The organism is Streptomyces sp. NPDC051662, from assembly GCF_040681655.1.
Lineage (GTDB): Bacteria > Actinomycetota > Actinomycetes > Streptomycetales > Streptomycetaceae > Streptomyces.
Genome location: NZ_JBFAZD010000006.1, coordinates 64174 through 90507 on the forward strand (window position 1 = coordinate 64174; position 26334 = coordinate 90507).

At 69.2% G+C, this 26334-nt stretch carries 24 protein-coding genes and 1 tRNA gene; 22 read left to right on the forward strand and 3 right to left on the reverse strand.

Features of this window, described 5'->3' with window-relative positions; translation table 11 throughout:
* Nucleotides 1-226: 226 nt before the first annotated feature.
* The 10 genes from rplU (at nucleotide 227) to AB0M67_RS12265 (ending at nucleotide 12057) form a co-directional block, all read left to right on the forward strand.
* Nucleotides 227-547 (forward strand): 50S ribosomal protein L21, encoded by a 321-nt coding sequence (gene rplU / locus AB0M67_RS12220; protein WP_030352366.1) that lies wholly within the window; start codon nucleotides 227-229, stop codon nucleotides 545-547.
* Between the two features lie 14 nt (nucleotides 548-561).
* On the forward strand, nucleotides 562-816 hold the full coding sequence (gene rpmA, locus AB0M67_RS12225) for a 50S ribosomal protein L27 (RefSeq protein ID WP_249949347.1): 255 nt from the start codon (nucleotides 562-564) through the stop codon (nucleotides 814-816).
* Between the two features lie 130 nt (nucleotides 817-946).
* On the forward strand, nucleotides 947-2383 hold the full coding sequence (gene obgE / locus AB0M67_RS12230; protein ID WP_365745259.1) for a GTPase ObgE: 1437 nt from the start codon (nucleotides 947-949) through the stop codon (nucleotides 2381-2383).
* 332 nt (nucleotides 2384-2715) lie between these two features.
* The gene (locus AB0M67_RS12235; protein ID WP_365745260.1) at nucleotides 2716-4221 is read left to right on the forward strand and encodes a bifunctional cytidylyltransferase/SDR family oxidoreductase; all 1506 of its coding nucleotides are present in this window, start codon (nucleotides 2716-2718) and stop codon (nucleotides 4219-4221) included.
* Nucleotides 4222-4355: 134 nt separating this feature from the next.
* Entirely contained in the window at nucleotides 4356-6461 is a 2106-nt protein-coding gene (locus AB0M67_RS12240; protein ID WP_365745261.1) for a hypothetical protein, read from the forward strand.
* Nucleotides 6462-6642: 181 nt separating this feature from the next.
* On the forward strand, nucleotides 6643-7902 hold the full coding sequence (locus tag AB0M67_RS12245) for a glycosyltransferase family 2 protein (protein ID WP_365745262.1): 1260 nt from the start codon (nucleotides 6643-6645) through the stop codon (nucleotides 7900-7902).
* A gap of 262 nt (nucleotides 7903-8164) precedes the next feature.
* Nucleotides 8165-9232: a glucose-1-phosphate thymidylyltransferase gene (locus tag AB0M67_RS12250; protein WP_365745263.1), complete on the forward strand. Its 1068-nt coding sequence runs from the start codon at nucleotides 8165-8167 to the stop codon at nucleotides 9230-9232.
* On the forward strand, nucleotides 9229-10215 hold the full coding sequence (gene rfbB, locus AB0M67_RS12255) for a dTDP-glucose 4,6-dehydratase (protein ID WP_365745264.1): 987 nt from the start codon (nucleotides 9229-9231) through the stop codon (nucleotides 10213-10215). Before AB0M67_RS12250 ends, rfbB begins: the two co-directional genes overlap by 4 nt.
* Nucleotides 10212-11093, forward strand: coding sequence for a dTDP-4-dehydrorhamnose reductase (gene rfbD / locus AB0M67_RS12260; RefSeq protein ID WP_365745265.1), 882 nt, complete (start codon nucleotides 10212-10214; stop codon nucleotides 11091-11093). The genes rfbB and rfbD overlap by 4 nt, the downstream gene beginning before the upstream one ends.
* A 169-nt stretch (nucleotides 11094-11262) precedes the next feature.
* On the forward strand, nucleotides 11263-12057 hold the full coding sequence (locus tag AB0M67_RS12265) for a class I SAM-dependent methyltransferase (protein ID WP_365745266.1): 795 nt from the start codon (nucleotides 11263-11265) through the stop codon (nucleotides 12055-12057).
* A gap of 73 nt (nucleotides 12058-12130) precedes the next feature.
* On the opposite strand, the gene rfbC is transcribed toward AB0M67_RS12265, so the two are convergent.
* Nucleotides 12131-12730 carry a dTDP-4-dehydrorhamnose 3,5-epimerase gene (gene rfbC, locus AB0M67_RS12270; protein ID WP_365745268.1) on the reverse strand — a complete coding sequence of 200 codons (600 nt, stop codon included), beginning with the start codon at nucleotides 12728-12730 and terminating at the stop codon, nucleotides 12131-12133.
* 58 nt (nucleotides 12731-12788) lie between these two features.
* Complete coding sequence (locus AB0M67_RS12275) at nucleotides 12789-14804, reverse strand: glycosyltransferase family A protein (protein ID WP_365745269.1); 2016 nt, start codon at nucleotides 14802-14804, stop codon at nucleotides 12789-12791.
* 393 nt (nucleotides 14805-15197) lie between these two features.
* Between AB0M67_RS12275 and proB the strand changes: the two genes are divergently transcribed.
* The 5 genes from proB (at nucleotide 15198) to AB0M67_RS12300 (ending at nucleotide 20326) form a co-directional block, all read left to right on the forward strand.
* Nucleotides 15198-16316 carry a glutamate 5-kinase gene (gene proB, locus AB0M67_RS12280; RefSeq protein ID WP_365745535.1) on the forward strand — a complete coding sequence of 373 codons (1119 nt, stop codon included), beginning with the start codon at nucleotides 15198-15200 and terminating at the stop codon, nucleotides 16314-16316.
* A 143-nt stretch (nucleotides 16317-16459) separates the two neighbouring features.
* Nucleotides 16460-16975 (forward strand): hypothetical protein, encoded by a 516-nt coding sequence (locus AB0M67_RS12285; protein ID WP_365745270.1) that lies wholly within the window; start codon nucleotides 16460-16462, stop codon nucleotides 16973-16975.
* A 72-nt stretch (nucleotides 16976-17047) separates the two neighbouring features.
* Entirely contained in the window at nucleotides 17048-18331 is a 1284-nt protein-coding gene (locus tag AB0M67_RS12290) for a glutamate-5-semialdehyde dehydrogenase (RefSeq protein WP_365745271.1), read from the forward strand.
* Between the two features lie 146 nt (nucleotides 18332-18477).
* Nucleotides 18478-19065: a hypothetical protein gene (locus tag AB0M67_RS12295; RefSeq protein WP_365745272.1), complete on the forward strand. Its 588-nt coding sequence runs from the start codon at nucleotides 18478-18480 to the stop codon at nucleotides 19063-19065.
* 142 nt (nucleotides 19066-19207) lie between these two features.
* Nucleotides 19208-20326: a hypothetical protein gene (locus AB0M67_RS12300; RefSeq protein WP_365745273.1), complete on the forward strand. Its 1119-nt coding sequence runs from the start codon at nucleotides 19208-19210 to the stop codon at nucleotides 20324-20326.
* Between the two features lie 67 nt (nucleotides 20327-20393).
* On the opposite strand, the gene AB0M67_RS12305 is transcribed toward AB0M67_RS12300, so the two are convergent.
* Nucleotides 20394-21479, reverse strand: coding sequence for a M48 family metallopeptidase (locus AB0M67_RS12305; protein ID WP_365745274.1), 1086 nt, complete (start codon nucleotides 21477-21479; stop codon nucleotides 20394-20396).
* A gap of 154 nt (nucleotides 21480-21633) precedes the next feature.
* Here AB0M67_RS12305 and AB0M67_RS12310 point away from each other — a divergent pair, with 154 nt between their 5' ends.
* From AB0M67_RS12310 to AB0M67_RS12340, 7 genes are all read left to right on the forward strand, one after another.
* Entirely contained in the window at nucleotides 21634-21786 is a 153-nt protein-coding gene (locus AB0M67_RS12310) for a hypothetical protein (protein WP_365745275.1), read from the forward strand.
* Nucleotides 21787-21870: 84 nt separating this feature from the next.
* Nucleotides 21871-22032: a hypothetical protein gene (locus AB0M67_RS12315; RefSeq protein ID WP_365745276.1), complete on the forward strand. Its 162-nt coding sequence runs from the start codon at nucleotides 21871-21873 to the stop codon at nucleotides 22030-22032.
* 38 nt (nucleotides 22033-22070) lie between these two features.
* Nucleotides 22071-22706 carry a nicotinate-nucleotide adenylyltransferase gene (gene nadD, locus AB0M67_RS12320; RefSeq protein ID WP_351387962.1) on the forward strand — a complete coding sequence of 212 codons (636 nt, stop codon included), beginning with the start codon at nucleotides 22071-22073 and terminating at the stop codon, nucleotides 22704-22706.
* Between the two features lie 19 nt (nucleotides 22707-22725).
* Nucleotides 22726-24477, forward strand: a complete 1752-nt coding sequence (locus AB0M67_RS12325; protein WP_365745277.1) for an LCP family protein — start codon at nucleotides 22726-22728, stop codon at nucleotides 24475-24477.
* Nucleotides 24478-24676: 199 nt separating this feature from the next.
* Nucleotides 24677-25138 carry a ribosome silencing factor gene (gene rsfS, locus AB0M67_RS12330; RefSeq protein WP_365745278.1) on the forward strand — a complete coding sequence of 154 codons (462 nt, stop codon included), beginning with the start codon at nucleotides 24677-24679 and terminating at the stop codon, nucleotides 25136-25138.
* Entirely contained in the window at nucleotides 25135-25788 is a 654-nt protein-coding gene (locus AB0M67_RS12335) for a histidine phosphatase family protein (RefSeq protein ID WP_365745536.1), read from the forward strand. Before rsfS ends, AB0M67_RS12335 begins: the two co-directional genes overlap by 4 nt.
* Nucleotides 25789-25882: 94 nt before the next feature.
* Nucleotides 25883-25955, forward strand: a tRNA-Ala gene (locus AB0M67_RS12340).
* Nucleotides 25956-26334: the final 379 nt, after the last annotated feature.

The window sequence follows — 26334 nt, forward strand, 5'->3', positions numbered from 1 at the left end:
GCGCATGAGCCCGTACGGCGCCGGGGACGCGGGGAGCTGGTTTGACCCTCTGTACAGGGGCCCCGTACTCTAAACCTTCGGTGTGTTCCTATGCGCGCCCACCTCTGAGCACCCACCTCCTGGATTTCCGGGGGAGGCCGCTCGTCCTGTCAGGAATCGCCACGGGCCCCGGTCCGTGCGAGCGGCTGGCATCAGAGGTTCCGTTCCGAGCGAGAGTGAGATCCGCGTGTACGCCATCGTGCGCAGCGGTGGTCGCCAGCACAAGGTTGCTGTCGGCGACATCGTTGAGGTTGACAAGATTCCCACTGCCAAGGTTGGCGACACGGTCGAGCTCTCGACCCTGCTCGTGGTCGACGGCGAGGCCGTCACCAGCGACCCGTGGGTGCTGGACGGCATCAAGGTCACGGCGGAGATCGTGGACCACCACAAGGGTGCGAAGATCGACATCCTTCGCTACAAGAACAAGACCGGCTACCGCCGTCGCCAGGGTCACCGTCAGCAGTACACGGCGATCAAGGTCACCGGTATCCCCGCGGCTGCGAAGTAAGGGACTGAGGAGACATGGCACACAAGAAGGGCGCATCGTCCACTCGGAACGGGCGCGATTCCAATGCTCAGCGGCTCGGCGTGAAGCGCTTCGGCGGTCAGGTCGTCAGCGCCGGTGAGATCCTGGTCCGCCAGCGCGGCACGCACTTCCACCCGGGCTCCGGCGTCGGCCGTGGCGGCGACGACACGCTGTTCGCGCTGAACGCGGGCGCGGTGGAGTTCGGCACCAGCCGCGGCCGCAAGGTCGTGAACATCGTTCCGGTCGCCTGAGCACTGAGCATCAGGCGCCTGTAGCACGGTTTCTTCGCGAGGGCGGACCTCACTTCCCGGTGACGGGAAGCGGGTCCGCCCTTCGTGTGTTGGACGTATGACATTTCCGTATGTACTGGAGGCAACCCCCATGACCACCTTCGTGGACCGCGTCGAGCTGCATGTCGCCGCGGGTAACGGAGGCCACGGCTGCGCCTCCGTACACCGTGAGAAGTTCAAGCCGCTCGGCGGACCCGACGGCGGCAACGGCGGCCGTGGCGGCGATGTCATCCTCGTCGTCGACCAGTCGGTGACGACGCTGCTCGACTACCACCACTCCCCGCACCGCAAGGCCACCAACGGCAAGCCGGGCGAGGGCGGCAACCGCTCGGGCAAGGACGGCCAGGACCTGGTCCTGCCGGTGCCCGACGGTACGGTCGTCCTCGACCGCGCGGGCAATGTCCTGGCCGACCTGGTCGGCGAGGGCACCACGTATGTCGCCGCAGAGGGCGGCCGTGGCGGTCTCGGCAACGCGGCGCTGGCCTCGGCCCGCCGCAAGGCCCCCGGCTTCGCGCTGCTCGGTGAGCCGGGCCGCGGCGGTGATGTGGTCCTGGAGCTGAAGACGGTCGCCGATGTGGCGCTCGTCGGCTACCCGAGCGCCGGCAAGTCCTCGCTGATCTCCGTGCTCTCCGCGGCCAAGCCCAAGATCGCGGACTACCCGTTCACCACGCTCGTCCCCAACCTGGGTGTGGTGACGGCGGGTTCCACCGTCTACACCATCGCGGACGTCCCCGGTCTGATCCCGGGCGCCAGCCAGGGCCGCGGTCTGGGCCTTGAGTTCCTGCGCCATGTCGAGCGCTGCTCCGTGCTCGTGCATGTGCTGGACACGGCCACGCTGGAGTCCGACCGCGACCCGGTGACCGACCTCGATGTGATCGAGGAGGAGCTGAGGCAGTACGGCGGTCTCGACAACCGGCCGCGGATCGTCGTCCTCAACAAGATCGACATCCCGGACGGCAAGGATCTCGCCGAGATGATCCGTCCTGACCTGGAGAAGCGCGGCTATCGCGTCTTCGAGGCCTCGGCCGTGGCCCATATGGGCCTCAAGGAACTGTCCTTCGCGCTCGCCGAGATCATCGCCAAGTCCCGCGCCGACAAGCCCAAGGAGGAGGCGACCCGGATCGTCATCCGTCCGAAGGCCGTCGACGACGCGGGCTTCACCGTCTCCCTGGAGGACGACGGGCTCTACCGGGTGCGCGGCGAGAAGCCCGAACGCTGGGTGCGCCAGACCGACTTCAGCAACGACGAGGCCGTCGGCTATCTCGCGGACCGGCTCAGCCGGCTCGGTGTCGAGGAGCAGCTGATGAAGGCGGGCGCGCGGTCGGGGGACGGCGTGGCCATCGGACCCGAGGACGACGCGGTCGTCTTCGACTGGGAGCCGACGATGATGGCGGGCGCGGAGATGCTCGGCCGCCGCGGTGAGGACCACCGTCTGGAGGCGCCCCGTCCGGCGGCGCAGCGGCGCAGGGACCGGGACGCCGAACGGGACGAGGCGCAGCGGGCGTACGACGAGTTCCACCCCTTCTAGAGAGCCCTGGAGCGCCTTGGAGCGCCCTGGAGAGCCGCGGCTCCACAGGCCCGTGGGCCCGTAGATCTACGGGCCCACGGGCCGTTGTCGCGGTGGGTGACCGTACGGGTGCGTCACGTAGGCTCTCATTTGGGAGCCGCCGTGCTCCGACGTGAAACTTATGTGGTGTCCTTCACGTACGACTCCCGGCGCCGAACCACTGGCGTACTGGTCTTCGCAGGTGAATCAGGGGTTGCGTACCGGTGTCGCGGGGTTGTGGTCCACCTTGCAAGACGATTGCCGCGGGTGGGACCATCGCTACATCCTCTGAGCCCGCAAGGTAGGTCAGTCCTGTGTCTGCAACATCCGCGTCGCCCACGAAGTCCCGCACCACCGCTGTCGTCCTGGCGGGCGGAACCGGTCAGCGTGTGGGCCTGTCGATCCCGAAGCAGTTGCTGAAGATCGCGGGGAAGGCGGTCATCGAGCACACGCTGTCGATCTTCGAGGGCAGTGACTCGATCGACGATGTGATCGTGCTGATGGCGCCGGGTTATGTGGCCGACGTGGAGAAGATCGTCGCGAAGGCCGGACTGGCCAAGGTCACCCGGATCATCGAGGGCGGCCCGACACGGAACGAGACCACCGAGCGCGCCATCGCCGCGCTGGGCGAGGGGCTGGCCGAGGGTGAGGACCGCAACGTCCTGTTCCACGACGCCGTGCGCCCGCTGCTGTCGAACCGTGTGATCAAGGACTGCGTGGACGCGCTGGAGCGCTACCAGGCCGTGGACGTCGCCATTCCGTCCGCGGACACGATCATCGTGACCCGTACGCACGGCGGCGACGGCGAGTTCATCACGGACGTCCCCGACCGGTCGCGGCTGCGGCGCGGCCAGACCCCGCAGGCGTTCAAGCTCTCCACCATCCGCAAGGCGTACGAGGTCGCCGCGGGCGACCCCAACTTCCAGGCCACCGACGACTGTTCGGTGGTGCTGAAGTATCTGCCGGACGTGCCGATCTATGTCGTCGCGGGCGACGAGTACAACATGAAGGTCACGCAGCCGGTCGATGTCTTCATCGCCGACAAGCTCTTCCAGCTGGCCTCCGCCGCCGCACCGCAGCAGTCCTCCGACGACTCCTACCGTGAGCTGCTGGCCGGCAAGACCCTCGTCGTGTTCGGCGGCTCGTACGGCATCGGCGCGGACATCGCGCAGCTCGCCGAGTCCTTCGGCGCCACGGTGTACGCGCTGGGCCGCTCCACCACCGGTACGCATGTCGAGAACCCCGAGCATGTCGATGACGCGCTGTCGCGCGCCTACGCCGAGACCGGCCGGATCGACTATGTGATCAACACCGCGGGCGTGCTGCGCATCGGCAAGCTGGCCGAGACGGACAACACCACCATCCAGGAAGCGCTGAACGTCAACTATCTGGCGCCGGTGCAGATCGCGCGCGCCTCGTACAAGTATCTGGTGGAGACCAAGGGCCAGCTGCTGCTCTACACATCGAGCAGCTACACCCGGGGGCGTGCTGAGTACAGCCTGTACTCGTCCACGAAGGCGGCCATGGTGAATCTGACCCAGGCGCTCTCCGACGAATGGGCCGGCGAGGGAATCCGAGTGAATTGTGTCAATCCGGAGCGCACCGCGACTCCCATGCGCACCAAGGCATTCGGCCAGGAGCCGGAGGGTTCACTGCTCTCCTCCGAAGCGGTCGCCAGGACTTCCCTCGATGTGCTGCTCTCCGAGCTGACCGGCCATGTCATCGACGTACGGCAGCAGGACCCGACCCGCGGCGCCTCCGAGGCGTCGGACTTCGAGCAGGCTCTGGCGGCCGTCCTGGACCGTCAGGAAGATGTGTAATAATTCTTGACAATCTTTGCACGGGCCTCTGTGGTCGCCGACGCGCGAATCACGGAGGCCCGAGTTCGTGAAGTTCTCTCTTCACATTTTCGTCGCAAGGTCCTATAGCCTCCACGGTCTGGAGCAGGTATTCCGTGATTTCGACAGCCATTCGCCTGGCCCGAGTGGGCAGCGGATCAGAGCTGGCAGCCGCACTTCTTCTGGGTCTGAGTTTCCCGTGCGTCATGCTCGCCGCGATAATTCCCAATATCTGGTTCTTCGCCGCGGCAGCGGCGGTGAGCTATCTCGCGGACACCTTCCTGCACCAGCGCGGCAGCTATCTGGTGAACCGGCTCGCCAAGGTCCGGGCCGGTCTGTCGATCCGCTTCCTGATCCGGCAGATGCTGCTGGTGCTCCTGGTCGCCAGGTGCGGCCTCGGTGAGGACCGGATCTTCTATGTGACCGTCGTCGCCGTGCTGGTCTTCTACGGGCTCCAGGCGCCGCACGGAGCCATCGTCACGCTGCTCAGGCTGCGCCGCAGGCTGCCCGTGGTCACCCGCAATATCGATCTCGGTGCCATCCGGATCCCGGACGCCCCGCCGCGCTGGCTGCTCAGCCGCTCCGCCGAGAAGATGCTCCACCTCGATGTCTTCGCCATGGTCGGCGTGATCATCACGCTCCAGACCCGCGACAACCTCTACGGCTACGCCGGGCTCGGCCTCAGCGTGCTCCTCGCCGTCGGCTTCATCGTCGCGCTGCTGCCCTATCTGCGGCCGAGCCGGCTCGTGCCCAACGCCGAGAAGGTGCTCACGGCGGTGGACGGCTGGCTGGCCGACTACCGGCCGACGGTGATGCTGTACTTCTCCGGCTCCAAGGAGTCCGCGTACCAGGTCAACATGTGGCTGGAGACGATGGGGCAGCTCGAAGGACGGCCGCTGATCGTCCTGCGCGAGCGCGTCATCGCGCAGCAGCTCGGCCCGACGGCCGTGCCGGTGCTCTGCGTCCCCGGTGGCGTGCATCTGATGAACCTGGATCTCTCGACGGTCCGGGTCGCGCTCTACGCGGCCAACGTCGGCAAGAACATCCATATGCTGCGCGTCCCGACCATGAAGCATGTCTTCATCGGGCACGGCGACAGCGACAAGCTGGCCAGCGTCAACCCGTACAGCAAGGCGTACGACGAGGTGTGGACCGCGGGCCGGGCCGGACGTGACCGGTACGCGCTGGCCGATGTCGGGGTGCGGGACGAGGACATCGTCGAGGTGGGCCGCCCGCAGCTGGCCCCGATCGAGCCGGCGAGCGGCTCGACGAAGAACCCCATCCCCACGGTGCTGTACGCGCCCACGTGGGAGGGCTGGGACGACAGCCCGGGCAACACCTCGCTCCTGCTGGCCGGCGAGAACATCGTCAAGCGGCTGCTCAAGGCCGAGCGCCCCGTCCGGGTGCTCTACAAGCCGCACCCCTTCACCGGTACGCGCAGCGCCAAGGCGAAGGCCGTCCACGAGCGGATCATCGCGCTGGTGGAGAAGGCCGCCACCGAGCGCGCCACCGACGCCCGCTGGGCGAAGGACGCGGCGGGGCTCCGCGACGAGCAGAGCGCCGCGCGGACCGAGCTGGCCAGGATCGGCGCACGGCTGACCGAGCTGTCCGGCGGGGCCGACGCGAGCAGGGACGAGGCGGAGGAGTCGCGCGACTCCAAGGCCGATCCGGCCAGGCAGGCGGAGCTGACGCGGCTGAGGCAGGAGTGGAACGGCGCGTACTGGCGTTCCTTCGGCTGGTGGGAGCACCGGGTCATCGATGGCTCGGAGCCGGCCCTGTACGACTGCTTCAACGAGTCGGACGCCATGGTCTCCGACATCTCCAGCGTCGTGTCGGACTTCATCGCGAGCGGCAAGCCGTACGCGGTCACCGACTCCGCGGAGCTGGGCGCGGAGGAGTTCAAGCGGCAGAACACCGCGGTACGGGCCGCCGTGATCCTCTCCAACAGCGCGAAGGAGCTGGACCAGCTGCTCGCCGCGGTCGCGGAACCGTCCGCCGACCCGCTGGCCGAGGCCCGTCATGAGCTGAAGCGCTATCTGCTGGGTCCTGACGAGCCGACCTCGATCGAGCAGTTCGACGCGGCGACGCGGGCGCTGGCGGCGAAGTCGCTGGCCCGCAATGTGGGCGTCGAGCAGCGGCTCTCGGAGCCGGAGGCGGCCCCCGCGCCGGACGACTCGGCGCCGTCCGAGCCACGGGCCGAGGACTCGCCCGTGGGGGGCTGAGCCCCCGGCCGCGGACGCGGTCCGGCGGTTCTCGGGCCCGGCAGCACGCCCTAGGGGCGCGCTGCCGGGCCTTTGCCATGTCCATCGCGGTGTCCGCGGGCGTACAGATGTGGCGGGCATCACAGACATAGGTGAGTGAGGTGAGACAACCAACATTCGATGGCACTTGTCTTGAATTGCGATGAACACTAAGTCTCTTCCTGACGTCAGTGTGATCGTCGGGGCGTATGAAGCGATGCCCTATCTGATCCGCTGTCTGGAATCCGTCGAGGCCCAGACGCTGGGTCCCGAACGCATCGAAATCATCGCCGTCGACGACGGTTCGACCGACGGCACGGGCGAATACCTGGAGGCATTCGCCGCGCGGACGGCCATTCCGACCAGAGTGGTGCGCCAGGCCAACTCGGGTGGCCCCAGCGGGCCGCGCAACGTCGGACTCGGTATGGCGCGCGGCCGTTATGTCTTCTTCCTCGACGCCGATGACTATTTCGCCGACGAATCGCTGGAGCGCATGGTCGCCATGGCCGACCGCGCCGGCACGGACGTGGTGCTCGGCAAGGTCGAGGGCGTGAACCGCGGCGCTCCCGGCTCGATGTGGAACCGCACGGCCGAGCGTGTCGACATCTACCGCTCACAGGTCATCTACACGCTGAGCGCGCAGAAGCTCTTCCGCCGCGATCTGATCGAGCGGCTGGGGCTGCGCTTCGACGAGACGCTGAGGACCGGTGAGGACGCCCTGTTCACGATGGAGGCGTACATCCGGGGCAACGGGGTCTCGGTGATCGCCGACTACACCTGCTACTACCTGGTCGGCCGCGACGACGGCAAGCATGTGACCAAGACCGGCAGCTACACGCTGCGCTTCGAGGCCACGGGCGCACTGATGGAGCTCATCACCACGCTGGTGCCGGCCGGTCAGAAGCGCGACCGGCTGATGGTCAGACCCTTCACGGTCGGACTGATCCAGCAGTTCGGCCACGGGATGCTCAAGCAGCCCGAGCGGATCCGCCAGCACAAGCTGGAGCTGGCCGCGCCGCTGATGGAGCGGTACTGGACCCCGGGCGTGGCCGCGCGCATCAAGGTCTCCGAACGGCTGCGGCTTGAGTGTGTCGCGCTGGGCCGGCTCGATCTGCTGGCGGACATGCTGGCCTTCGTCAAGGCCGGGACCGTACCCGAGGTGGTCCACCGGGGCCGCGTCCGTACCCCGTACCTCGTCTTCCCGCACTTCGGCGACAAGAGGAGCGGCCTGAAGGACGCGTCGTACGAGGTGACCGTGCCCGACTGGCTCGGCAAGCCGGGGCTGCGGCGTATAGAGGCGCCCCAGGCTTTACGCCGGCGTAAATCGCTGGCGCGCAGGGTGGCGCGCAGGGTGCGTACCCGAATACGCGCCCTGGCCGTGCCGAGGCCGCACGGTTCGCTGTCAACCCGGGCCAGGTCGTGAGGGGTTGGGCGGTACGGGGTGGTGCCCCTGGGGCGGCGGCGAGCGGTACGGCGGTGAGGGCCCGCGCGTCCGCCCGCGCGTCTTCCCGCGCGGGGCTCTTGACTGCACATCCGCGCACGCCCGAGCGCCCTTTCGCGCACCCCTTTTGCACCGGTTCACTCTCCTGAGATGACCAGCGGCGGGCCGCACAGGAAATCGTAGGTAAAATCGGACTGTCGGGCGACGCCCGGACAGCATCGGAATCTCAGCAGGGATAGGGATAGTGAAGGCTCTCGTACTGTCCGGCGGGGCGGGTACCCGTCTGCGCCCCATCACACATACCTCCGCGAAACAGCTGGTCCCCGTGGCGAACAAGCCCGTGCTCTTCTACGGGCTGGAGGCCATCGCGGAGGCGGGGATCACCGAGGTCGGCGTGATCGTCGGAGACACCGCGGACGAGATCCGCGAGGCGGTCGGCGACGGCTCGCAGTTCGGCATAAAGGTCACCTACCTCAAGCAGGACGCCCCCCTCGGACTGGCGCACGCCGTCCTCATCGCCCGTGAGTTCCTGGGCGAGGACGACTTCGTGATGTACCTCGGTGACAACTTCATCGTCGGTGGCATCACGGGCCTGGTCGACGGCTTCCGCGAGGACCGCCCCGAGGCGCAGATCCTGCTCACGAAGGTCCCCAACCCCACCTCCTTCGGTGTGGCGGAACTCGACGGCGCGGGCAGGGTGGTGGCCCTGGAGGAGAAGCCCAAGGAGCCCAAGAGCGATCTCGCGCTCGTCGGCGTCTATCTCTTCACCCCGGCCATCCATGAGGCCGTGCGCTCGATCGAGCCCTCCTGGCGCGGTGAGTTGGAGATCACACACGCCATCCAGTGGCTGATCGACCAGAAGCGCGACGTCCGCTCCACGACCATCTCCGGTTACTGGAAGGACACCGGCAATGTCGCCGACATGCTGGAGGTCAACCGCTCGGTGCTGGAGACCGTCGAGCCGTGCCGTGACGGCAGCGTCGACGAGGCGACGGAGATCATAGGGCGGGTCAGGATCGAGAAGGGCGCGCGGGTCACCGGCAGCCGGATCGTCGGTCCCGCGATCATCGGCGAGAACACGGTGATCAGCGACGCCTATATCGGTCCCTTCACGTCGGTCTCCGAAGGGTGCAGGATCGAGGACAGCGAGATCGAGTACTCCATCGTTCTGCGCGGCTCCTCGCTCACCGGCGTGCGCCGGGTGGAGGCATCGCTGATCGGCCGCGATGTCGAGATCACCCCCGCGCCCCGTAACCCGTCCGCCCACCGACTCGTCCTCGGTGACCACAGCAAGGTGCAGATCTCTTCATGACCGACAGGATTCTCGTGACCGGCGGTGCCGGTTTCATCGGCTCGCACTACGTCCGTACGGTCCTGGGCCCCCAGGGCCCCGGCGATGTCGAGCTGACCGTGCTCGACAAGCTCACCTACGCGGGCAACCCGGCCAATCTCGACGAGGTCCGTGACCACCCCGGGTTCCGCTTCGTCCAGGGCGACATCTGCGACCCCGAGCTGGTCGCCAAGCTGATGGCCGAGCACGACCAGGTGGTGCACTTCGCCGCCGAGTCGCATGTGGACCGCTCCATCGACGGCGGCGCGGAGTTCGTCCGTACGAACGTCGTGGGCACGCACACACTGATCGACGCCGCGCACCGCGCCGGGGTGAAGACCTTCGTGCATATCTCCACCGACGAGGTCTACGGCTCGATCGACGAGGGTTCCTGGCCGGAGACCCATCCGCTGGAGCCCAACTCGCCCTACTCCTCGGCGAAGGCGTCCAGCGATCTGATCGCGCTCTCGTACCACCGCACGCACGGCCTCGATGTGCGGGTGACCCGCTGCTCCAACAACTACGGGCACCACCACTTCCCCGAGAAGGTCATCCCGCTGTTCATCACGAACCTGCTGGACGGCAAGAAGGTCCCGCTGTACGGCGACGGCGGCAACATCCGTGACTGGCTGCACATCGACGACCATGTGCAGGGCATCGAGCTGGTCCGTACGAAGGGCCGGGCCGGTGAGGTCTACAACATCGGCGGCGGCACGGAGCTGTCCAACAAGGAGCTGACCGGGCTCCTGCTGGAGGCCTGCGGAGCGGACTGGGACACCAGCGTCGAGTACGTCACCGACCGCAAGGGCCATGACCGCCGCTACTCCGTGGACTGCGCCAAGATCCGTACGGAGCTGGGGTACGAGCCCCGCAAGGACTTCGCCGCGGGTCTCGCGGAGACCGTGGCCTGGTACCGCGAGAACCGCGCCTGGTGGGAGCCGCTGAAGGGGCGTGCCGCGCTGTGAGCCGCTGGCTCGTCACCGGCGCCGGCGGCATGCTCGGTCAGGATCTGCTCGCCCGGCTCGCCGACGCCGGGCAGAGCGCGGCCGGCCTGGACCGTACGGCGCTGGACATCACGGACCCCGGCGCGGTGCGCACCGCCCTGGAGACCCGTACGCCGGACATCGTGGTCAACTGCGCCGCCTGGACGGCCGTGGACGACGCCGAGGCCAAGGAGGCCGAGGCGCTCGCGGTCAACGGCACGGGACCCCGGGTGCTCGCCGAGGCGTGTGAGGCGGCCGGCGCCGTCCTGATCCAGGTCTCCACCGACTATGTCTTCGCCGGGGACGCCCGGGCGCCGTACGGCGAGGACGACCCCACGGGCCCGCGCAGCGCCTACGGGCGCACCAAGCTGGCGGGGGAGCGCGCGGTCCTGGACACCCTCCCGGAGACCGGTTTCGTGGTCCGTACGGCCTGGCTGTACGGCGCGGGCGGCGGCAACTTCGTCCGGACGATGATCAAGCTGGAGGGGATCAAGGACACCCTGGACGTGGTGGACGACCAGCTCGGCCAGCCCACCTGGACCGGCGACCTCGCGGACCGGCTGGTCCTGCTGGGCCTCGGGGCCCTCGCGGGGACGGCCCCGGCCGGCGTCTACCACGGCACCAGCGGCGGCGAGACGACCTGGTTCGGGTTCACCCGGGAGATCTTCCGGCTGCTCGGCGCCGACCCGGAGCGGGTCCGTCCGACCACCAGCGAGGCGTTCGTACGGCCGGCCCCCCGGCCCGCGTACAGCGTGCTGGGACATGACCGGTGGAAGGCCGCGGGAATCGCCCCGATCCGTGACTGGCGTACGGCGCTCGCCGAGGCGTTCCCCGCGCTGGTCCGGGCCGAGCGGGGCTGAGCGGGAGCCGAGTCGGGCGGCGCCGAGCCGGGCTGCGACGGCCTGCGTCGGGGCTGCGCGGCCAAATGAGTGTTACTGGCCAGTAGATGTTTACGTACAGCCTGGCGGCCCACTAAGTTCACTGAGAATCAATCCCTTGGTTGTTGATTCTCAGTGAAGGGCCCCTTACGTGGATCGCCACGGCTTCCTGCGCCAACTGCACCGTGTGTACAAGCCCCGCACCTACTTGGAAATCGGGGTCAATGACGGCCGCAGTCTGGCTCTGTCCCGGGTTCCGTCGGTCGCGGTCGACCCGGCGTTCCGGGTCGTCACGGACATCAGCTGCGATGTCCATCTGGTCAAGGCCACCAGCGACGACTTCTTCGCCCGCAAGGATCCTTTGATCCATCTCCGCAACGGCCGCAACCCGTTCCGCGCGCTCGCCCGGCGTGACCCGGTCAATCTGTTCGGCGGTGACCCGAAGCTGGAGCTGTCGTTCATCGACGGCATGCATCTCTTCGAGTTCGCCCTGCGCGACTTCATGAACGTCGAGAAGCACTCCCGCTGGTCCAGCGTGATCGTCCTGGACGACATGCTGCCCCGGGACGTCGACGAGGCGGCGCGCGACCGGCACACCAAGTTCTGGGCGGGCGACGTGTACAAGGTCGCCACGGTGCTGCGCCGGTACCGCCCCGACCTGCTGGTCGTCGATGTCGACACCGAGCCGACCGGGGTGGTGGCCATCTTCGGCGCCAACCCGGAGAGCACGGTGCTGAAGGGCGCGTACGACAAGATCATCGAGGAGTACGTCGTACCGGACCCGCAGGACGTGCCCGAAGAGGTGCTGGTCCGTAAGAACGCGGTACGGCCCGAGGCGCTGCTCGGGGCGGGTTTCTGGCCCGCTCTGGCCCGCGCCCGTAATCTGCGCCGCTCGCGGTCGGCCTTCGCGCCGCTGCGCCGTCAGATCGAAGCGGTCACCGGCTGATCCCGGGAACCGTACGGAAGGGGCCCGGGCGATTCATGATCGCTCGGGCCCCTTCCGTATGCGCCGGGCGGGCTCAGCCGCGGGCGGCCAGCTCGGCGTAGTACGCCGCGCAATCCTCGTACGACGGGAGCAGGCCCTGGGCCTCGGCCTCCGCGAGGGTGGGCGCCGCCGCGTCCTTGTCGGAGAGCAGCGGGGTGATGCCCTCGGGCCACTCGATACCGAGCGCCGGGTCCAGCGGGTTGATGCCGTGCTCACGTCCGGGGGCGTACCCCTCGGAGCACAGATAGACCACCGTGGCGTCGTCCGTCAGCGCCATGAACGCGTGGCCGAGCCCCTCGGCGAGATAGACGGCGTGATGATCCACATCGTCCAGCCGTACCGCCTCCCACCGCCGGTACGTGGGGGAGCCGACCCGGATGTCCACGATGACGTCGAGCACCGCGCCGCGTACGCACTTCACGTACTTGGCCTGGCTGGGCGGTACGTCGGCGAAGTGGATCCCGCGCAGCGTGCCGCGGCTGGAGACGGAGCAGTTGGCCTGGGCGAGGTGCAGCGGGTGGCCGGCCGCCTCGGTGAAGTCCGACGCCTTGAACCACTCGTGGAAGCTGCCACGGCTGTCCGGGAAGATCTTCGGTTCATGTACCCAGGCGCCTTCGACCGAGAGCTGCCGCATGTGATCACGTCCTTGTTCTGTGTGCTTGTCACTCATTGCTCGGGAGAAGCGCGGCCGGTCAGAGACGCGCGGCGAGCCGGCGCACCTTCTTGCGCGCCGAGGAGGGCAGCCGGCGCACGATCGGGCCGCCCGCCGAGCGCAGCACCCGGCGCAGCGTCGCCCGGCGGCGCTTCACCGTCACCATCCGGACGAGCAGGGGATCGACCATGTCCAGACCGCTCTCGTCCAGCCGGATCCGGCCGCCCTGGGCCACGGGCACCTCGCAGAGCGGCAGCACGGGCCCCTTCGGCCCGTCCAGCCGGACCGAGAGCTGCGCCGGTCCGGCCGGCAGGTCCGGGACCCGGGCGGGGACACCGAGGTGGGCGCGGCCCTGGTCGGGGCGGAGCGTGGACGGCGCGGTCCGCGCGTTGCCGTCCGCCGGGGTCAGCACCAACTCGACCGCCTGAGAACCGGACTTGCTGCCGGTGAAGACATCGAGACGCAGCTCGGGACGGCTGCCGGGCATCCGCCGCGCGGGCCGGTCCGCGAGATAGGTGGCCATCTTCTTGGCGCGGCCCGCGACATCGAGGGTGAGGTTGCCGTGCGGGTCGGTGAAGTACGGGATCACCGGCCGCGCGGGCGAACCGAGCAGCGCGGGAAGGCACTTGGCGTCGACCGACGCGGCGCGGTCCGCGCCGAGCCTGGCCTTCCGTACCAGCCCGAGTCCGCGCAGCGGCACCCAGACGTCCCAGAAGCCGCGGGAGACCCGGCCACGGCCCTTGACCGCCTCGCTGGTGACCTGGCCGATGCCGTGCAGGACGACCTCGTACGTGTCGTCGCCCAGCGCCTCGATCTTGGTGGTGAACTCCGCGACGCACGGCCACTCGACGGCGGTCTCGCGGTTACGCAGCGAGAACTCGCCCTTGAAGCTGTCCATGTCGTCGGTGACATCGAGGAGTTCACCGTCAGGCAGCAGCCCCTCGGTGATGTCGGAGTGCAGGAAGTAGCGCTTGCCGCGGCGGACCAGCCGCAGCGGCTCCTTGTCCTCGCCGTGGACGAGCCGACCGGTCACGGTGAGTGCGGCACTGCCGTCCGGCTGCCAGTCGAAGTCCTCCAGCCGGGCCGCGCCCTTCACCGACTTGGCGAAGCGGGCGATCTTCACCAGCCCCTGGCGGTCGTCGGCGCGCAGCAGGGTGGAGCGGAGTCTGACCAGCGAGCCGAGGCCGTCGTGCACACCGTCGTGCATGAACTCCTCGGCGAGCGGACGGATCGCGTCGCACATCTCGTCGAGGAACTCGGGCGTGTAGTTGACCACCGACGGCTCGCTCAGCCGGCCGAGCATCTCGACCCGGTAGAAGCGCCGCAGCAGCCGGTCCCGGAATTCACCCGGTTCGGTGTTGTCCACGACGACCTTGAGGACCTCGCGCAGGTTGCCGTAGTAGCCGGCCGGCACGATCTTGGCGGAGCCGGCGTTCTGGCCGTCGTCCCGCTTCGAGTAGTAGTAACAGGTGTAAGTCCCCAGGATCGATACGACCTTGGCGGGGAAATACGCCTGCATCATGTACAGCTGGTCCTCCAGGCGCCGCTTGCCCTCGGGGTACGCGATGTTGTTCTCGCGCAGGAACTCCGTACGGAACATCTTGTGCGGGGTGAGGCTGTCGTACAGCGGCGCATTGCTCAGATCGCACTTCTCGCGGTTCTTCTTGAACACGCCGTGCGGGACGCCGCGGAAATTGGACGCGACCTTCCCGATCACGATGTCGGAGCCGTTGCGGTGACCCATCTCATACAGCCGTCGCAGCGCGTCGGACGCCATGTGGTCGTCCTGGTCCACGAACTGGACGTACTCACCCTTGGCCTCGGCGACACCGATGTTCCTCGGTTTGCCGGGCCAGCCCGAGTTGGGGATATGGATCACCCGGAAATGAGGGTGCTCGGCCGCCAGCTTGTCCAGACGGGCCGGGCTGTCGTCGGTCGACCCGTCATCCACGAAGAGCACTTCGAAATCCGCCGCCGGCAGCGTCTGGGCCAGCAGTGAATCGATGCACGGGTCGATGTACTTACCCGGGTTGTACACCGGAATGACGACGCTCACTTTTACTGGCATTACTGATGGCCCATCTCGTGTGTGGTTGCGCGGGGGGATCAAGTGGGGGGAGTCGCCGCCATCGGCGAGCGTGCGGGCGCCGTGGAGGCCAGCCTATCGCTGCGCGGACGGGAACGTTTCCCGAGTGTTGTCATACCTGACAGACTGTCTTCACCGGCATGCGGTTGCACTCAGGATCGCGGGTTGAGCATACGGACGGGTCCCCGGGCCGCGTCCCACCCACTGAAATGCCTCGTCGGCCCGGGAGTCGCCCGCGTACGCTGAGCGACCGGCGGACGACCAGCCGGCGAGCGGTCGGCCGGTGAGGTGTGGCCGACAGTGAGAGCAGAGGCACAGCACGTGGCAGCGGCACGGCAGAGCGCGACGGTACGGCAGGACGCGGTGGCAGGGGCCCGCAGGATCGTCGTCAAGGTCGGCTCCTCCTCGCTCACCACCGCCTCCGGCGGGCTCGACGCCGACCGGGTCGACGCGCTCGTCGATGTACTCGCCCAGGTCAGACGTGGTGCCGGGAGCGGCGACGAGAAAGAGGTGCTGCTCGTCTCCAGCGGCGCCATCGCCGCCGGACTCGCCCCCCTCGGACTGGAGCGCCGCCCCCGGGACCTGGCCCGCCAGCAGGCCGCCGCCAGCGTCGGACAGGGGCTGCTCGTCGCCCGCTACACCGCCTCTTTCGCCCGCTACGGCGTACGCGTCGGGCAGGTGCTCCTCACCACCGACGACACCAGCCGCCGCGCCCATTACCGCAACGCGTACCGCACCCTGGACCAACTGCTCGGCATGGGCGCCGTCCCCGTCGTCAACGAGAACGACACCGTCGCCACGGACGAGATCCGCTTCGGCGACAACGACCGGCTGGCCGCCCTCGTCGCCCATCTCGTACGGGCCGATCTGCTCGTCCTGCTCTCCGATGTCGACGGGCTGTACGACGGCGACCCCCGCACCCCCGGCGCCTCCAGGATCGCGGAGGTGCGCGGCCCCGCCGATCTGGCGGGCGTCTCCCTCGGCAGCGCGGGCCGGGCGGGCGTGGGCACCGGCGGGATGGTCACCAAGGTCGAGGCCGCCAGGATCGCCGCCGCCGCCGGGGTCCCGGTGGTGCTGACCTCGGCGAGCCACGCCGCCGACGGGCTCGCGGGCCGGGACACCGGTACGTACTTCCACCGCACCGGACGGCGCTCCGCGGGCCGGCTGCTGTGGCTCGCCCACGCCTCCACCCCGCAGGGCGCGCTCACCCTGGACGACGGCGCGGTACGGGCCGTCGTCGAGCGGCGTACCTCACTGCTGCCCGCCGGAATCGCCGCCGTCGAGGGCGAGTTCAGCGCCGGTGACCCGGTGGAGCTGCGGGACACGGCGGGCCGACCGGTCGCGCGTGGGCTCGTCAACTTCGACGCCAAGGAGATCCCCCAGCTGCTGGGCCGCTCCACCCGCGAGCTGGCCCGCGAGCTGGGTCCCGCTTACGAGCGTGAGGTCGTACACAGAGACGATCTGGTCATCCTCCATCCTTGACCCACCCCTGAAACGGCTGAAACTCCGTTCTTTGAACAGGGACCTTTACCAAAACCGCCCCATGCCCTGCCCAGGACTGGTCAACTTTGTCCCAGGGGTACAGACGGGGTACAGCACGACAACGCATCAACAGGAGGCCGCTGGTGAGACGAGCGCGCCCGGGGGCGGTGCCCCGAGGGACCGGGGGGAGCGCCCACGCCCGGAGGGCCGCGGGCGAGGAACGAGCCCTGACCAGCGTCGAAGCGGGGGACGACTTCGACGACGAGCAACAGCGGGAGGTCGTATCGAGAACGGACGCGCACGCGGAGGGCCGTGCGCTGTCGAAGCTCTGGCACATCACGCTCAGCGTCTCGGGCGCCGAGGCCCCGCTGCCGGAGGTCCGGCGCGGCCTTGAGCAGCTGGCCCATGACCATCCCTTCCTGCTGACCAGCCGGTACGCCAACGATCACGCGGAGATCCGGTACTGGGAGGAGGCCCGGGATCTGCACGACGCCGCCGCCGTCGCACTGCGGCTCTGGGGCGAGCACCGGTCGAGCGCCAAGCTGCCGCCGTGGAAGATCGTCGGTCTTGAGGTCATCGACCGTGAGACGTATCACCAGCGGATCGCGGAGGGCTACGGCCCGCCCCCGGCGGCCCCGGTGGGCGTTCACCCGTTCTGATCCCCCTCCGGAAGTGTCTCGGAGTCCGGAATAGGTGCGGAATGCCCGCAGGGCGCGCACTACCCTGCGGGCATGACCTCGCTCTCGCCGTACGACAACCTCTCCCCGGTCGCCAGGGCCGCCTACCGGTCCCGCGCCGCGGCCGCCGATATCGCGCCACTGCCGCGGGCGGCCAAGGACGACGCGCTGCTGGCGATCGCGGACGCGCTGGAAGTCCGTACCCACGAGATCGTCACGGCCAACGCCGAGGACATCGCACGGGCCCGGGAGGCCGGGACCGGCGAGGCGATCATCGACCGGCTGACACTGACACCGGAGCGGGTGCGTGCCATCGCCGCGGACGTACGGGACGTGGCGGCGCTGCCCGACCCGGTCGGTGAGGTCGTACGCGGCTCGACGCTGCCCAACGGCATCGATCTGCGTCAGGTGCGGGTGCCGCTCGGTGTGGTCGGGATCATCTACGAGGCCCGCCCCAATGTCACCGTGGACGCCGCCGCGCTCTGTCTGAAGTCGGGCAACACGGTTCTGCTGCGCGGCTCCTCCTCCGCGATCTCCTCGAACACCGCGCTCGTACGGGTGCTGCGCGACGCCGTCGGCGGGGCCGGGCTGCCCGCCGACGCCGTACAGCTCGTGCCCGGCGAGGGCCGGGACGCCGTACAGGAACTGATGCGGGCCCGGGGCCTGGTCGACGTACTGATCCCGCGCGGCGGCGCCTCCCTGATCCGGGCCGTCGTCGAGGGCTCCACCGTCCCCGTCATCGAGACCGGCACCGGCAACTGCCATGTGTATGTGGACGCCGAGACCGATCTCGACATGGCCGTCGAGATCCTGATCAACTCCAAGGCGCAGCGGCCGAGCGTCTGCAACGCCGCCGAGACGCTCCTCGTCCACCAGGACATCGCGGGCGCGTTCCTGCCGCGCGCGCTGGACGCGCTCGCCGACGCCGGGGTCACGGTCCACGCCGACGAGCGGGTGCTCGCGTACGGCGCGGGCTCGAAGGCGGAGATCGTGCCGGCCACCGCGGAGGACTGGGAGACCGAGTACCTCTCGTACGACATCGCCGCCGCGGTCGTCGACTCGCTGGACGCCGCCGTCGCCCATATCCGCCTCTGGTCGTCCGGCCATACGGAGGCGATCGTCACCACCTCACAGGCCGCCGCCCGCCGATTCACCCAATTGGTCGATTCCACGACAGTCGCCGTGAACGCGTCCACCCGGTTCACCGACGGCGGCGAGTTCGGCTTCGGCGCGGAGATCGGAATCTCCACGCAGAAGCTGCACGCGCGGGGGCCGATGGGGCTGCCGGAGCTGACGTCCACGAAGTACATCGTGATCGGCGACGGCCACACGCGGTAGCGCCGGGGCCATTGATACGGACCGATACGGCTGGGGCGCCCGCGACGGCGTACGGCCGCGCGGGGGGTCGCGATGTGACGAAGACCGAGTCGGGAGAGTTCGGACTCCGCCTGCCCAAAACGACCCGCCAGGTCTACCCTGAAGGGGTGCCGGACGACGTGGGGGGCAAGCCGTTCCCGGACGGCTGGGAGCCCGACGACGACCGCGGAGGCGCGGACAAGGACTTCGCCCCCGTGGTGTTCGACGAGGACTTCGTCAGGGCCGCCACGATCCATGAACCCTCCGCCGTGGAACGGCTGCTGGCCGCAGCCCAGGCGCGCGCCGAGGCCGAGGCGGCCCGCGCGCGGTCCGGCGGGGGACGGCCCGAGGACGAGCTGTACGAGGAGCTGTACGGCCGCGACGGCGCGTACGGACCCGACCCCGACTACGACGGCGAGTACGACCCCGACGACCCCGACGCCGCCGGGCCGTACGGACGCCACGGCGGCTCGCTGCGGCCGTACCGCGGCGCCGCCCGCTGGCACCGGCCCGTCGCCTGGCTGCTCGCCCTGCTGATGGGCATCGGGATGGTCGCGCTGGCCTTCTCGGCCGTCTACCGCGGAGCCTCCAACAGCCGTGACGGCAAGGTGCCGGGGCCCACCACGACCGAGATCGACAAGCCGACCCCCGGTATCCCGTCGGCCTCCGCGAACGAGTCGGCGCCGACGGTCTCCGTGGTGCCGCGCACGCCCTGACCGCGCGTTGACCGCGCCTCCGAACGCACCTGACGACCTCCCCGAACGGCCGAGCACGACCTGAACGGCCGATCGCGTGGCTCCCGGAACTTCCCGGCTTGCCCAGCGTTTACGTTCGGCCCCGCCGACCTACTCTGAAGGTATGGCAGGGCGTGGAGACCCACCCGAGGGGGAACCTGAGGGGCTGCCCGGCGGCGATGACGACGAGTACCGCTCCACCGTCTTCGACGAATCCTTCATCCGGGAGGCCCGCCTTCAGGAGTTCTCGGCGCGGGAACGGATGACCGATCACGCCGACGCCGTACGGAGGGTGCCTCCGACGCGGCCTCCGCCACCGGCCAGGGGACGGACCCACGGGATCTTCTGGCGCGGATCGAGACAGCTGCTGCTGCTCGTCCTGGTGGTGGTCCTGGCGTTCGGTACGGCGATCTACCTGGGTCTGCGCAATCCCTACCGGCCGACCACCGGGCGCTCGGTGCACCAGGTGCGGATGTCGGTGATCCCGCTGGCCCCGGAGGGGCCCGTACCGGGCGGCACTCCCGCGGATCTCTTCAAGCACAGCCCGGCCGCGCAGTTCCGGGCGGGGGCGGCCGGGATCACGATGCCCGCCGTACGGGAGACCGGGGGCTTCTCGGAGAGCCAGGTGATGGCCGCGCTGGCCACCGTCAAGGACTATCTCGTGGCGTCCTCGCTCGACCCGGACGTCATCGAGGGCCACTCGGAACGGCCGGTACGGGTGCTGCTCGACCCGGACCAGCTCGACCAGTTCGACGCCGGATTCGCCGCCCCCGCCGACGACGGCCTGCACGCCCCCACCGGCTGGCTGGTGCGCTTCGACCCGGCGAAGGTGGCCCAGGCCGACGACGAGGTGCGGGTGCACGGCACACTGCGCTACCAGGAGACCTCACCCGGGACGCTGGAGGTGGTCTCGGACCATGTCTTCGTCTACGCGCTGCGCCCGGCGGGCTCCCAAGCGCTGCCCGTACGGGACGCCTCGCTCTTCACCGTCCGGCGCGAGCTGCGCTTCCGCTTCGACCTGGACGCGCTGCCGCGTCATACGGCGCGCCTGCTGACCAGCGAGGTGCAGGCCGGGCCGCAGGCGTGCTCGACGGAGCCGCCGACGACGCTGCGGCCCCTGCTGGCGGGCCAGCGCGCGAAGCCCCATGAACCGGCCGGCACGGACCCGTACGCGACGGGTCCGCCGGCCACGGCGCTGTGCGGGACGCTGTCCCGCGCGGCGAAACCGAGCCCGGCCGCCTGACAGGGCCGACCGGGCTCTCGATACGTGCTCGTGCGTGGTTCCGCTTTCCGTCGTCCGTACGTACGGCTCAGCTCTTGCCGGGGCCCTCGTCCGAGGGGCGGTCGCTGTTGCCGCTCCCGCCGCCCGTGAACTTGTCGCGCAGCTTGCCGCCCAGATCGCCCGCGCCGCCCGCGATGTCGCCGACCAGCTTCATCAGCGGGTCCTTGCTGTTGCGGACCGTGTCCGCGTAATGCGTGGCGGAGTCGCGGAACGAGTCCGTCACCGAGGTGTCCTTGTCCTCCTCGCGGCGCGGGTAGTGGCCGTCCATGATCCGCTGGTAGTCGCGGCTCTCGGCCCACTTCTTCAGCTCGGCGGCGCGCACCGTCGTGAAGGGATGCGTACGCGGCAGCACATTGAGGATCTTGAGCACGGAGTCCCGCAGATCGCCGCCCGCCTCGTACTCGGCGGCCTGCTCCAGGAACGCGTCCACATTCATCTCATGCAGATGATTGCCACCGGCGATCTTCATCAGGCCGCGCATCGAGGCCTGGAGATCCTGGCCGACCAGCAGTCCTGCTCGGTCCGCCGACAGCTCCGACTTCCGGAACCACTCCCGCAGCGCCGTCACGATCGCCATGATCGCGACATTGCCCAGCGGGATCCAGGCGACCTTGAGCGCCAGATTGGTGAGGAAGAGAAGTATGGTCCGGTACACGGAGTGACCGGAGAGCGCGTGGCCCACCTCATGGCCGACGACCGCCCGCATCTCCTCCTCGTCGAGCAGCTCCACCAGCCCCGTGGTGACCACGATGATCGGCTCGTCCAGACCGATGCACATGGCGTTCGGCTTCGGGTCCTGTGCCACGTACATCGCGGGAACCTTCTCCAGGTCCAGGATGTAGCAGGCGTCCCGCAGCATGGCGTGCAGATGGGCGAACTGCGCGTCGCTGACCCGCACGGAGTCGGAGAGGAAGAGCAGCCGCAGGCTGCGCTCGGGCAGCAGCGCGCTCATCGCCTTGAACACCGTGTCGAAGCCGGTGAGCTTGCGCAGGGCGACCAGCGCCGAGCGGTCCGCGGGGTGTTCGTACGCCCGTGAGGAAATGCCCGGGAAGCGCTTGCGCTGCCTGCTCGGCACGTTCTCGTGAGTGGCTGCCTCGTGACTGTCTTCGGTCATATGGATATCCCCTGTTCCTACGAGTCCAAGGCTCGTCCCCCTGACGGCCCCCACCCTAGGGGGTGGGTCTACCGTGTGACGGGGGCCTATCGCCGTGTTTCCCGGGAGCCGCCATCCCGGGCGCGGCCGGAAGAGACCGAGGAGCGCACCCGACATGCCGGAAATCGTCACCCTGCTCGCCGCCGCATCGGACCAGCAGGGACCGGGCAATACGTTGCGGATCGTGCTGGTCGTCTCGATGGTCGGAGTCGCCCTGCTCGCCTGGTTCCTGTTGCGCGGATACCGCGACAACGATCACAACGACTGAGTCGGCGTGAGCGTGCCCGAAGCCCCCGCATACGATGTGCGCGAAGTCTCCGCTCCCACCCGCGAAGAAAAGGGCCCGTAGAAGATGAGCCTCACCGGTACCGCCGCCCACTTGGTCACGCTCGCCGAGGGCACCGAGCACGGCGGCAACCACGAAAGCCTCAACCCGTACCTCGTCGGTGGCGGCGCCCTGTTCGCGTTGCTTCTGCTGCTGTGGATCACCACCCGCTTCAACCGCGACCGCTGACACCGGCGCGTCATCTTGTGCCAGTAGGCTCTGCACGCATGGGAGAGCAGCAAGCGGCCGGCGGTCGTGAACCCGGATCCGGCCGTGGCAGGCGCCGACTCGGCGTGATGGGCGGGACCTTCGACCCGATCCACCATGGGCACCTGGTGGCGGCCAGCGAAGTGGCGGCCTTGTTCCACCTCGACGAGGTGGTGTTCGTACCGACCGGGCAGCCGTGGCAGAAGAGCCAGCGCGCGGTCTCCCCGGCCGAGGACCGCTATCTGATGACGGTCATCGCCACCGCGTCCAATCCGCAGTTCTCGGTCAGCCGCAGCGACATCGACCGCGGCGGCCCGACCTATACGATCGACACGCTGCGGGACCTGCGGGCCGTCCACGGCGACGCGGACCTCTTCTTCATCACCGGAGCCGACGCGCTCTCCCAGATCCTGAGCTGGCGGGACCACGAAGAGCTGTTCTCGCTCGCCCATTTCATCGGAGTGACCCGGCCGGGCCATGATCTGACGGACGACGGACTGCCCAAGGGCGGTGTCTCCCTCGTGGAGGTGCCCGCGCTGGCGATCTCGTCGACCGACTGCCGGGGGCGGGTCGCGAAGGGTGATCCGGTCTGGTACCTGGTGCCCGACGGTGTGGTGCGCTACATCGACAAGCGGCAGTTGTACCGCGGCGCATGAGCCAGGGAGAGGGGCACCGGTGAACGACCAGCAGCAGCCGTACGATCCGTACGACCCGTATTACACACAGCCCCGGATCGTCGGTTACGACGAGTACGGGCAGCCGGTGTACCAACAGCCCCAGGCGCAGCAGCAGTACGACGCCTATGGACAGCCGCAGCAGCAACAGGCGTACGGATACGACCCGTACGCCCAGCCCCAGCAGCCGACGGGGCCCCAGCAGTCCCCGCAGCAGTACGACCCGTACGCCCAGCCGTCGTCGCAGCAGCAGCAACCGCCGTCGCAGCAGGGGCAGGCACAGGGGCAGGGGCAGGCGTACGGATACGACGGCTACGGCTACGACACCGGGCAGCAGCAGCCCGTGAGCGTCGACACGACCCAGCAGTGGAACATCCCGCAGCAGCAGCAGCAGCCGGCCGCCGCCTCCGCCGCCCCGGTCGCCGAGCCGCCCGCCCCGGCGCCCGCGTCCGTACCCGTACCCGTACCGGAGCAGCGGCGGCCCGACGGCCAGGACCGTGACTACCGCACCGAGCAGTTCTCGTTCATAGAGGAGCCGGACGAGGACTCCGAAGACGTCATCGACTGGCTGAAGTTCACCGAGAGCCGCTCCGAGCGGCGCGAGGAGGCCAAGCGGCGCGGTCGCAGCCGTGTCGTGGCCCTGGTCGTCGTTCTCGTCCTCGCGGTCACCGGCGGCGTCGGCTATCTCTGGTACGCGGGCAAGCTGCCCGGTCTCGGCGCCGCGGACGAGAAGAAGACCACCGCCACGGGGCCGCAGAAGCGCGATGTGATCGTGGTGCATCTGCACGACACCAAGGCGAAGGGCACCTCCACGGCGCTGCTGGTCAACAACTCCACGACCGGGCAGGGCACCACCGTCCTGCTGCCCAACTCCCTCTCCGTCGCGGACGACGACGGCGTCTCCTCCACGCTCGGCAAGTCCGTCGACGACGACGGCTCGGACGGAACGCGCGAGGCCATCGGCGCACTGCTCGGCACCAAGATCACCGGCACCTGGCGGCTCGACACCCCGTATCTGGAGAACCTCGTCGAACTCGTCGGCACGATCGACCTGACCACCGATGTCGAGGTGCCCGGGGCGAAGAAGGGCGACGACCCGGTGGTCAAGAAGGGCGAGAACCAGACGCTCAGCGGGAGCATGGCCGTCGCCTACGCCACCTACACCGCGCCCGGCGAGCCGGAGGCCAAGCAGCTCCAGCGGTTCGGCCAGGTCCTCCAGGGGGTGCTGCGGAAGATGTCGGACGACCCGCAGGCCGCGACGGTCACCGTCGAGACCCTGGCGCAGATCCTCGATCCCTCGCTGCCCGAGAAGGACCTGGGAGCCTCCCTGGCCAAGCTGGCCGAGCACGCCAAGGTCGGCGACTACAAGACCACGCTGCTGCCCGTCCAGCAGAACGGCCTGCTCAGCGAGCAGGCCTCCGAGAGTGTGGTCAAGGACATCCTGGGCGGTTCGGTCAGCGCTCCGGAGCAGGGCTCGGCCGTGCGCGTCGGGGTGAAGAACGCGAGCGGGAACCAGGACGCGGCGGAGTCCTCCCGGATCTCGCTGGTGAACGGCGGCTATCGCTTCGTGGACGCGGGCACGGCGGAGGTGGTGGCATCCTCGCAGGTCACCTACGGTGACGAGGCGAAGAAGCCGGAGGCGGAAGAGGTCGCCAAGACCCTCGGACTGCCGGCCGACGCGGTGAAGAAGGGCAAGGCCGCCACGAACGCGGATGTCTCCGTCGTCCTCGGCAAGGACTACAAGGCCGACTGAGGCCGGCCGAGGCCGACTGAGGCCGACCGAGGCCGGCGGGGGACCGGAGGTCGGGGCCGGGCGCGTGCCCGGCCCCGCTCCGGCGAGGGTGGCCCGGCCCGCTCCGGCGACGGTGGCCAGGCCCGCTCACGCGCCGCACCGGCTGTCGGTGGTCCGTGAGATCCTTGGTTTCTCCATGACCACCGACGGAAGCCTGCTTGTGACCGCTACTGATCGTTCCATCGAGCTCGTCAACGCCGCCGCCCAGGCGGCCGCCGACCGGCTCGCGCACGACATCATCGCGTACGACGTCAGCGAGGTGCTGTCGATCACCGATGCCTTCCTGCTCGCCTCGGCGCCCAACGACCGTCAGGTCAAGTCGATCGTCGACGAGATCGAGGAGAGGCTCCAGAAGGAGCTGGGCGCCAAGCCGGTGCGCCGCGAGGGCGACCGTGACGCACGCTGGATCCTCCTCGACTACGTCGACATCGTCGTGCATGTGCAGCACAGCGAGGAGCGGGTCTTCTACGCTCTGGAGCGGCTGTGGAAGGACTGCCCCGAGCTGCCGCTTCCCGAGGACGCCGTCAAGACCCGGGGCAAGGCTGCGGAGCACGCCGAGTCGGCGGGCGACGGCGGGGAGCGCGCGGGGGCCTTCGGTGACACGGACGGTGAGCTGAGCTGAACGGCGGAAAGGGCGGCAGGGGCCGCCGCATCATCCTGTGGCGGCACGGCCAGACGTCGTGGAATCTGGAGCGCCGCTTCCAGGGCACCACGGACATCGAGCTGACCGACACCGGTGTCGCCCAGGCGCACCGGGCCGCCCGGCTGCTGGCCTCCCTGAAGCCGGACGCGATCATCGCCTCCGACCTCCGGCGGGCCGCGGCCACGGCCCGTGAGCTGGCCGCGATCACCGGGCACGACATCGCGTACGACGCCGGGCTCCGCGAGACCTTCGCGGGCGACTGGCAGGGCCTGACCCATGAAGAGATCATCGCGCGGTACGGCGGGCAGTACACGGCCTGGAAGAGCGGCGAGCCCGTCCGGCGCGGCGGCGGTGAGCTGGAGACCGAGGTGGCGGAGCGCGCCGCGCCCGTCGTGCTCCGGCACGCCGACAAGCTGCCCGACGGCGGCACGCTCGTCGTGGTCAGCCACGGCGGCACGATCCGTACCACGATCGGCCATCTGCTGGGCCTGGAGTCCCACCACTGGGAAGGGCTCGGCGGGCTCTCGAACTGCTGCTGGTCGGTCCTCGGCGAGGGCGCGCGCGGCTGGCGGCTCCTGGAGCACAACGCGGGAACCCTCCCGGAACCGGTCCTCGGTGACGACGACTGAGCCGCCGCCGGTGGCGGTGGGGCCGGATTTCACTTTCCGGCTGGTCGCAGGCTAAAGTTCTTCTTGTTCGCGGCGCCGAGCGCGGGGAACACGCGGGGCTATAGCTCAGTTGGTAGAGCGCCTGCATGGCATGCAGGAGGTCAGGAGTTCAATTCTCCTTAGCTCCACAATCGGTTACATCCTCTGGATCCCGTCCCTGGCAAGGGGCGGGATTTCTGGTTTCGGGACTTTCGTCCTCGCGTTCGCCGTCTCCCTCGCCCGGCGGGTCCGGGGCACATGGTCGCCGCGTCCGGTATAAGCCCTAACAGGCAGGATTTTTCAGGCTGCTCACCAGTCCTCGGCGTGGCAGAATCGGACCGCCGGAGGGGGGCGACGGACCGCATGGGGAGGGAGCGCGTACATGTCCGCCAGCAGCGTCGAGGAACCCGGTGAAGTGCTCGCCGCGGCGGAGGCGCGGACCGGCCTCAGCTGCCCTTCGTGCGGCTCGTCCCATGTGGCCCAAGTACTTGGTGACAATGGCGGAATTTCCTACGTGTGCACGGCCTG

What these genes read in the sequence shown, in the direction of transcription:
- rfbC (WP_365745268.1), bottom strand. Translation starts at nt 12,730, where the DNA reads ATGCGGCAGCTCTCGGTCGAAGGCGCCTGGGTACATGAACCGAAGATC.
- AB0M67_RS12290 (WP_365745271.1), top strand. Translation starts at nt 17,048, where the DNA reads ATGACCTCGCTCTCGCCGTACGACAACCTCTCCCCGGTCGCCAGGGCC.
- AB0M67_RS12315 (WP_365745276.1), top strand. Translation starts at nt 21,871, where the DNA reads ATGAGCCTCACCGGTACCGCCGCCCACTTGGTCACGCTCGCCGAGGGC.
- obgE (WP_365745259.1), top strand. Translation starts at nt 947, where the DNA reads ATGACCACCTTCGTGGACCGCGTCGAGCTGCATGTCGCCGCGGGTAAC.
- nadD (WP_351387962.1), top strand. Translation starts at nt 22,071, where the DNA reads ATGGGAGAGCAGCAAGCGGCCGGCGGTCGTGAACCCGGATCCGGCCGT.
- AB0M67_RS12310 (WP_365745275.1), top strand. Translation starts at nt 21,634, where the DNA reads ATGCCGGAAATCGTCACCCTGCTCGCCGCCGCATCGGACCAGCAGGGA.
- rfbB (WP_365745264.1), top strand. Translation starts at nt 9,229, where the DNA reads ATGACCGACAGGATTCTCGTGACCGGCGGTGCCGGTTTCATCGGCTCG.
- AB0M67_RS12245 (WP_365745262.1), top strand. Translation starts at nt 6,643, where the DNA reads ATGAACACTAAGTCTCTTCCTGACGTCAGTGTGATCGTCGGGGCGTAT.
- rpmA (WP_249949347.1), top strand. Translation starts at nt 562, where the DNA reads ATGGCACACAAGAAGGGCGCATCGTCCACTCGGAACGGGCGCGATTCC.
- AB0M67_RS12305 (WP_365745274.1), bottom strand. Translation starts at nt 21,479, where the DNA reads ATGACCGAAGACAGTCACGAGGCAGCCACTCACGAGAACGTGCCGAGC.
- AB0M67_RS12300 (WP_365745273.1), top strand. Translation starts at nt 19,208, where the DNA reads ATGGCAGGGCGTGGAGACCCACCCGAGGGGGAACCTGAGGGGCTGCCC.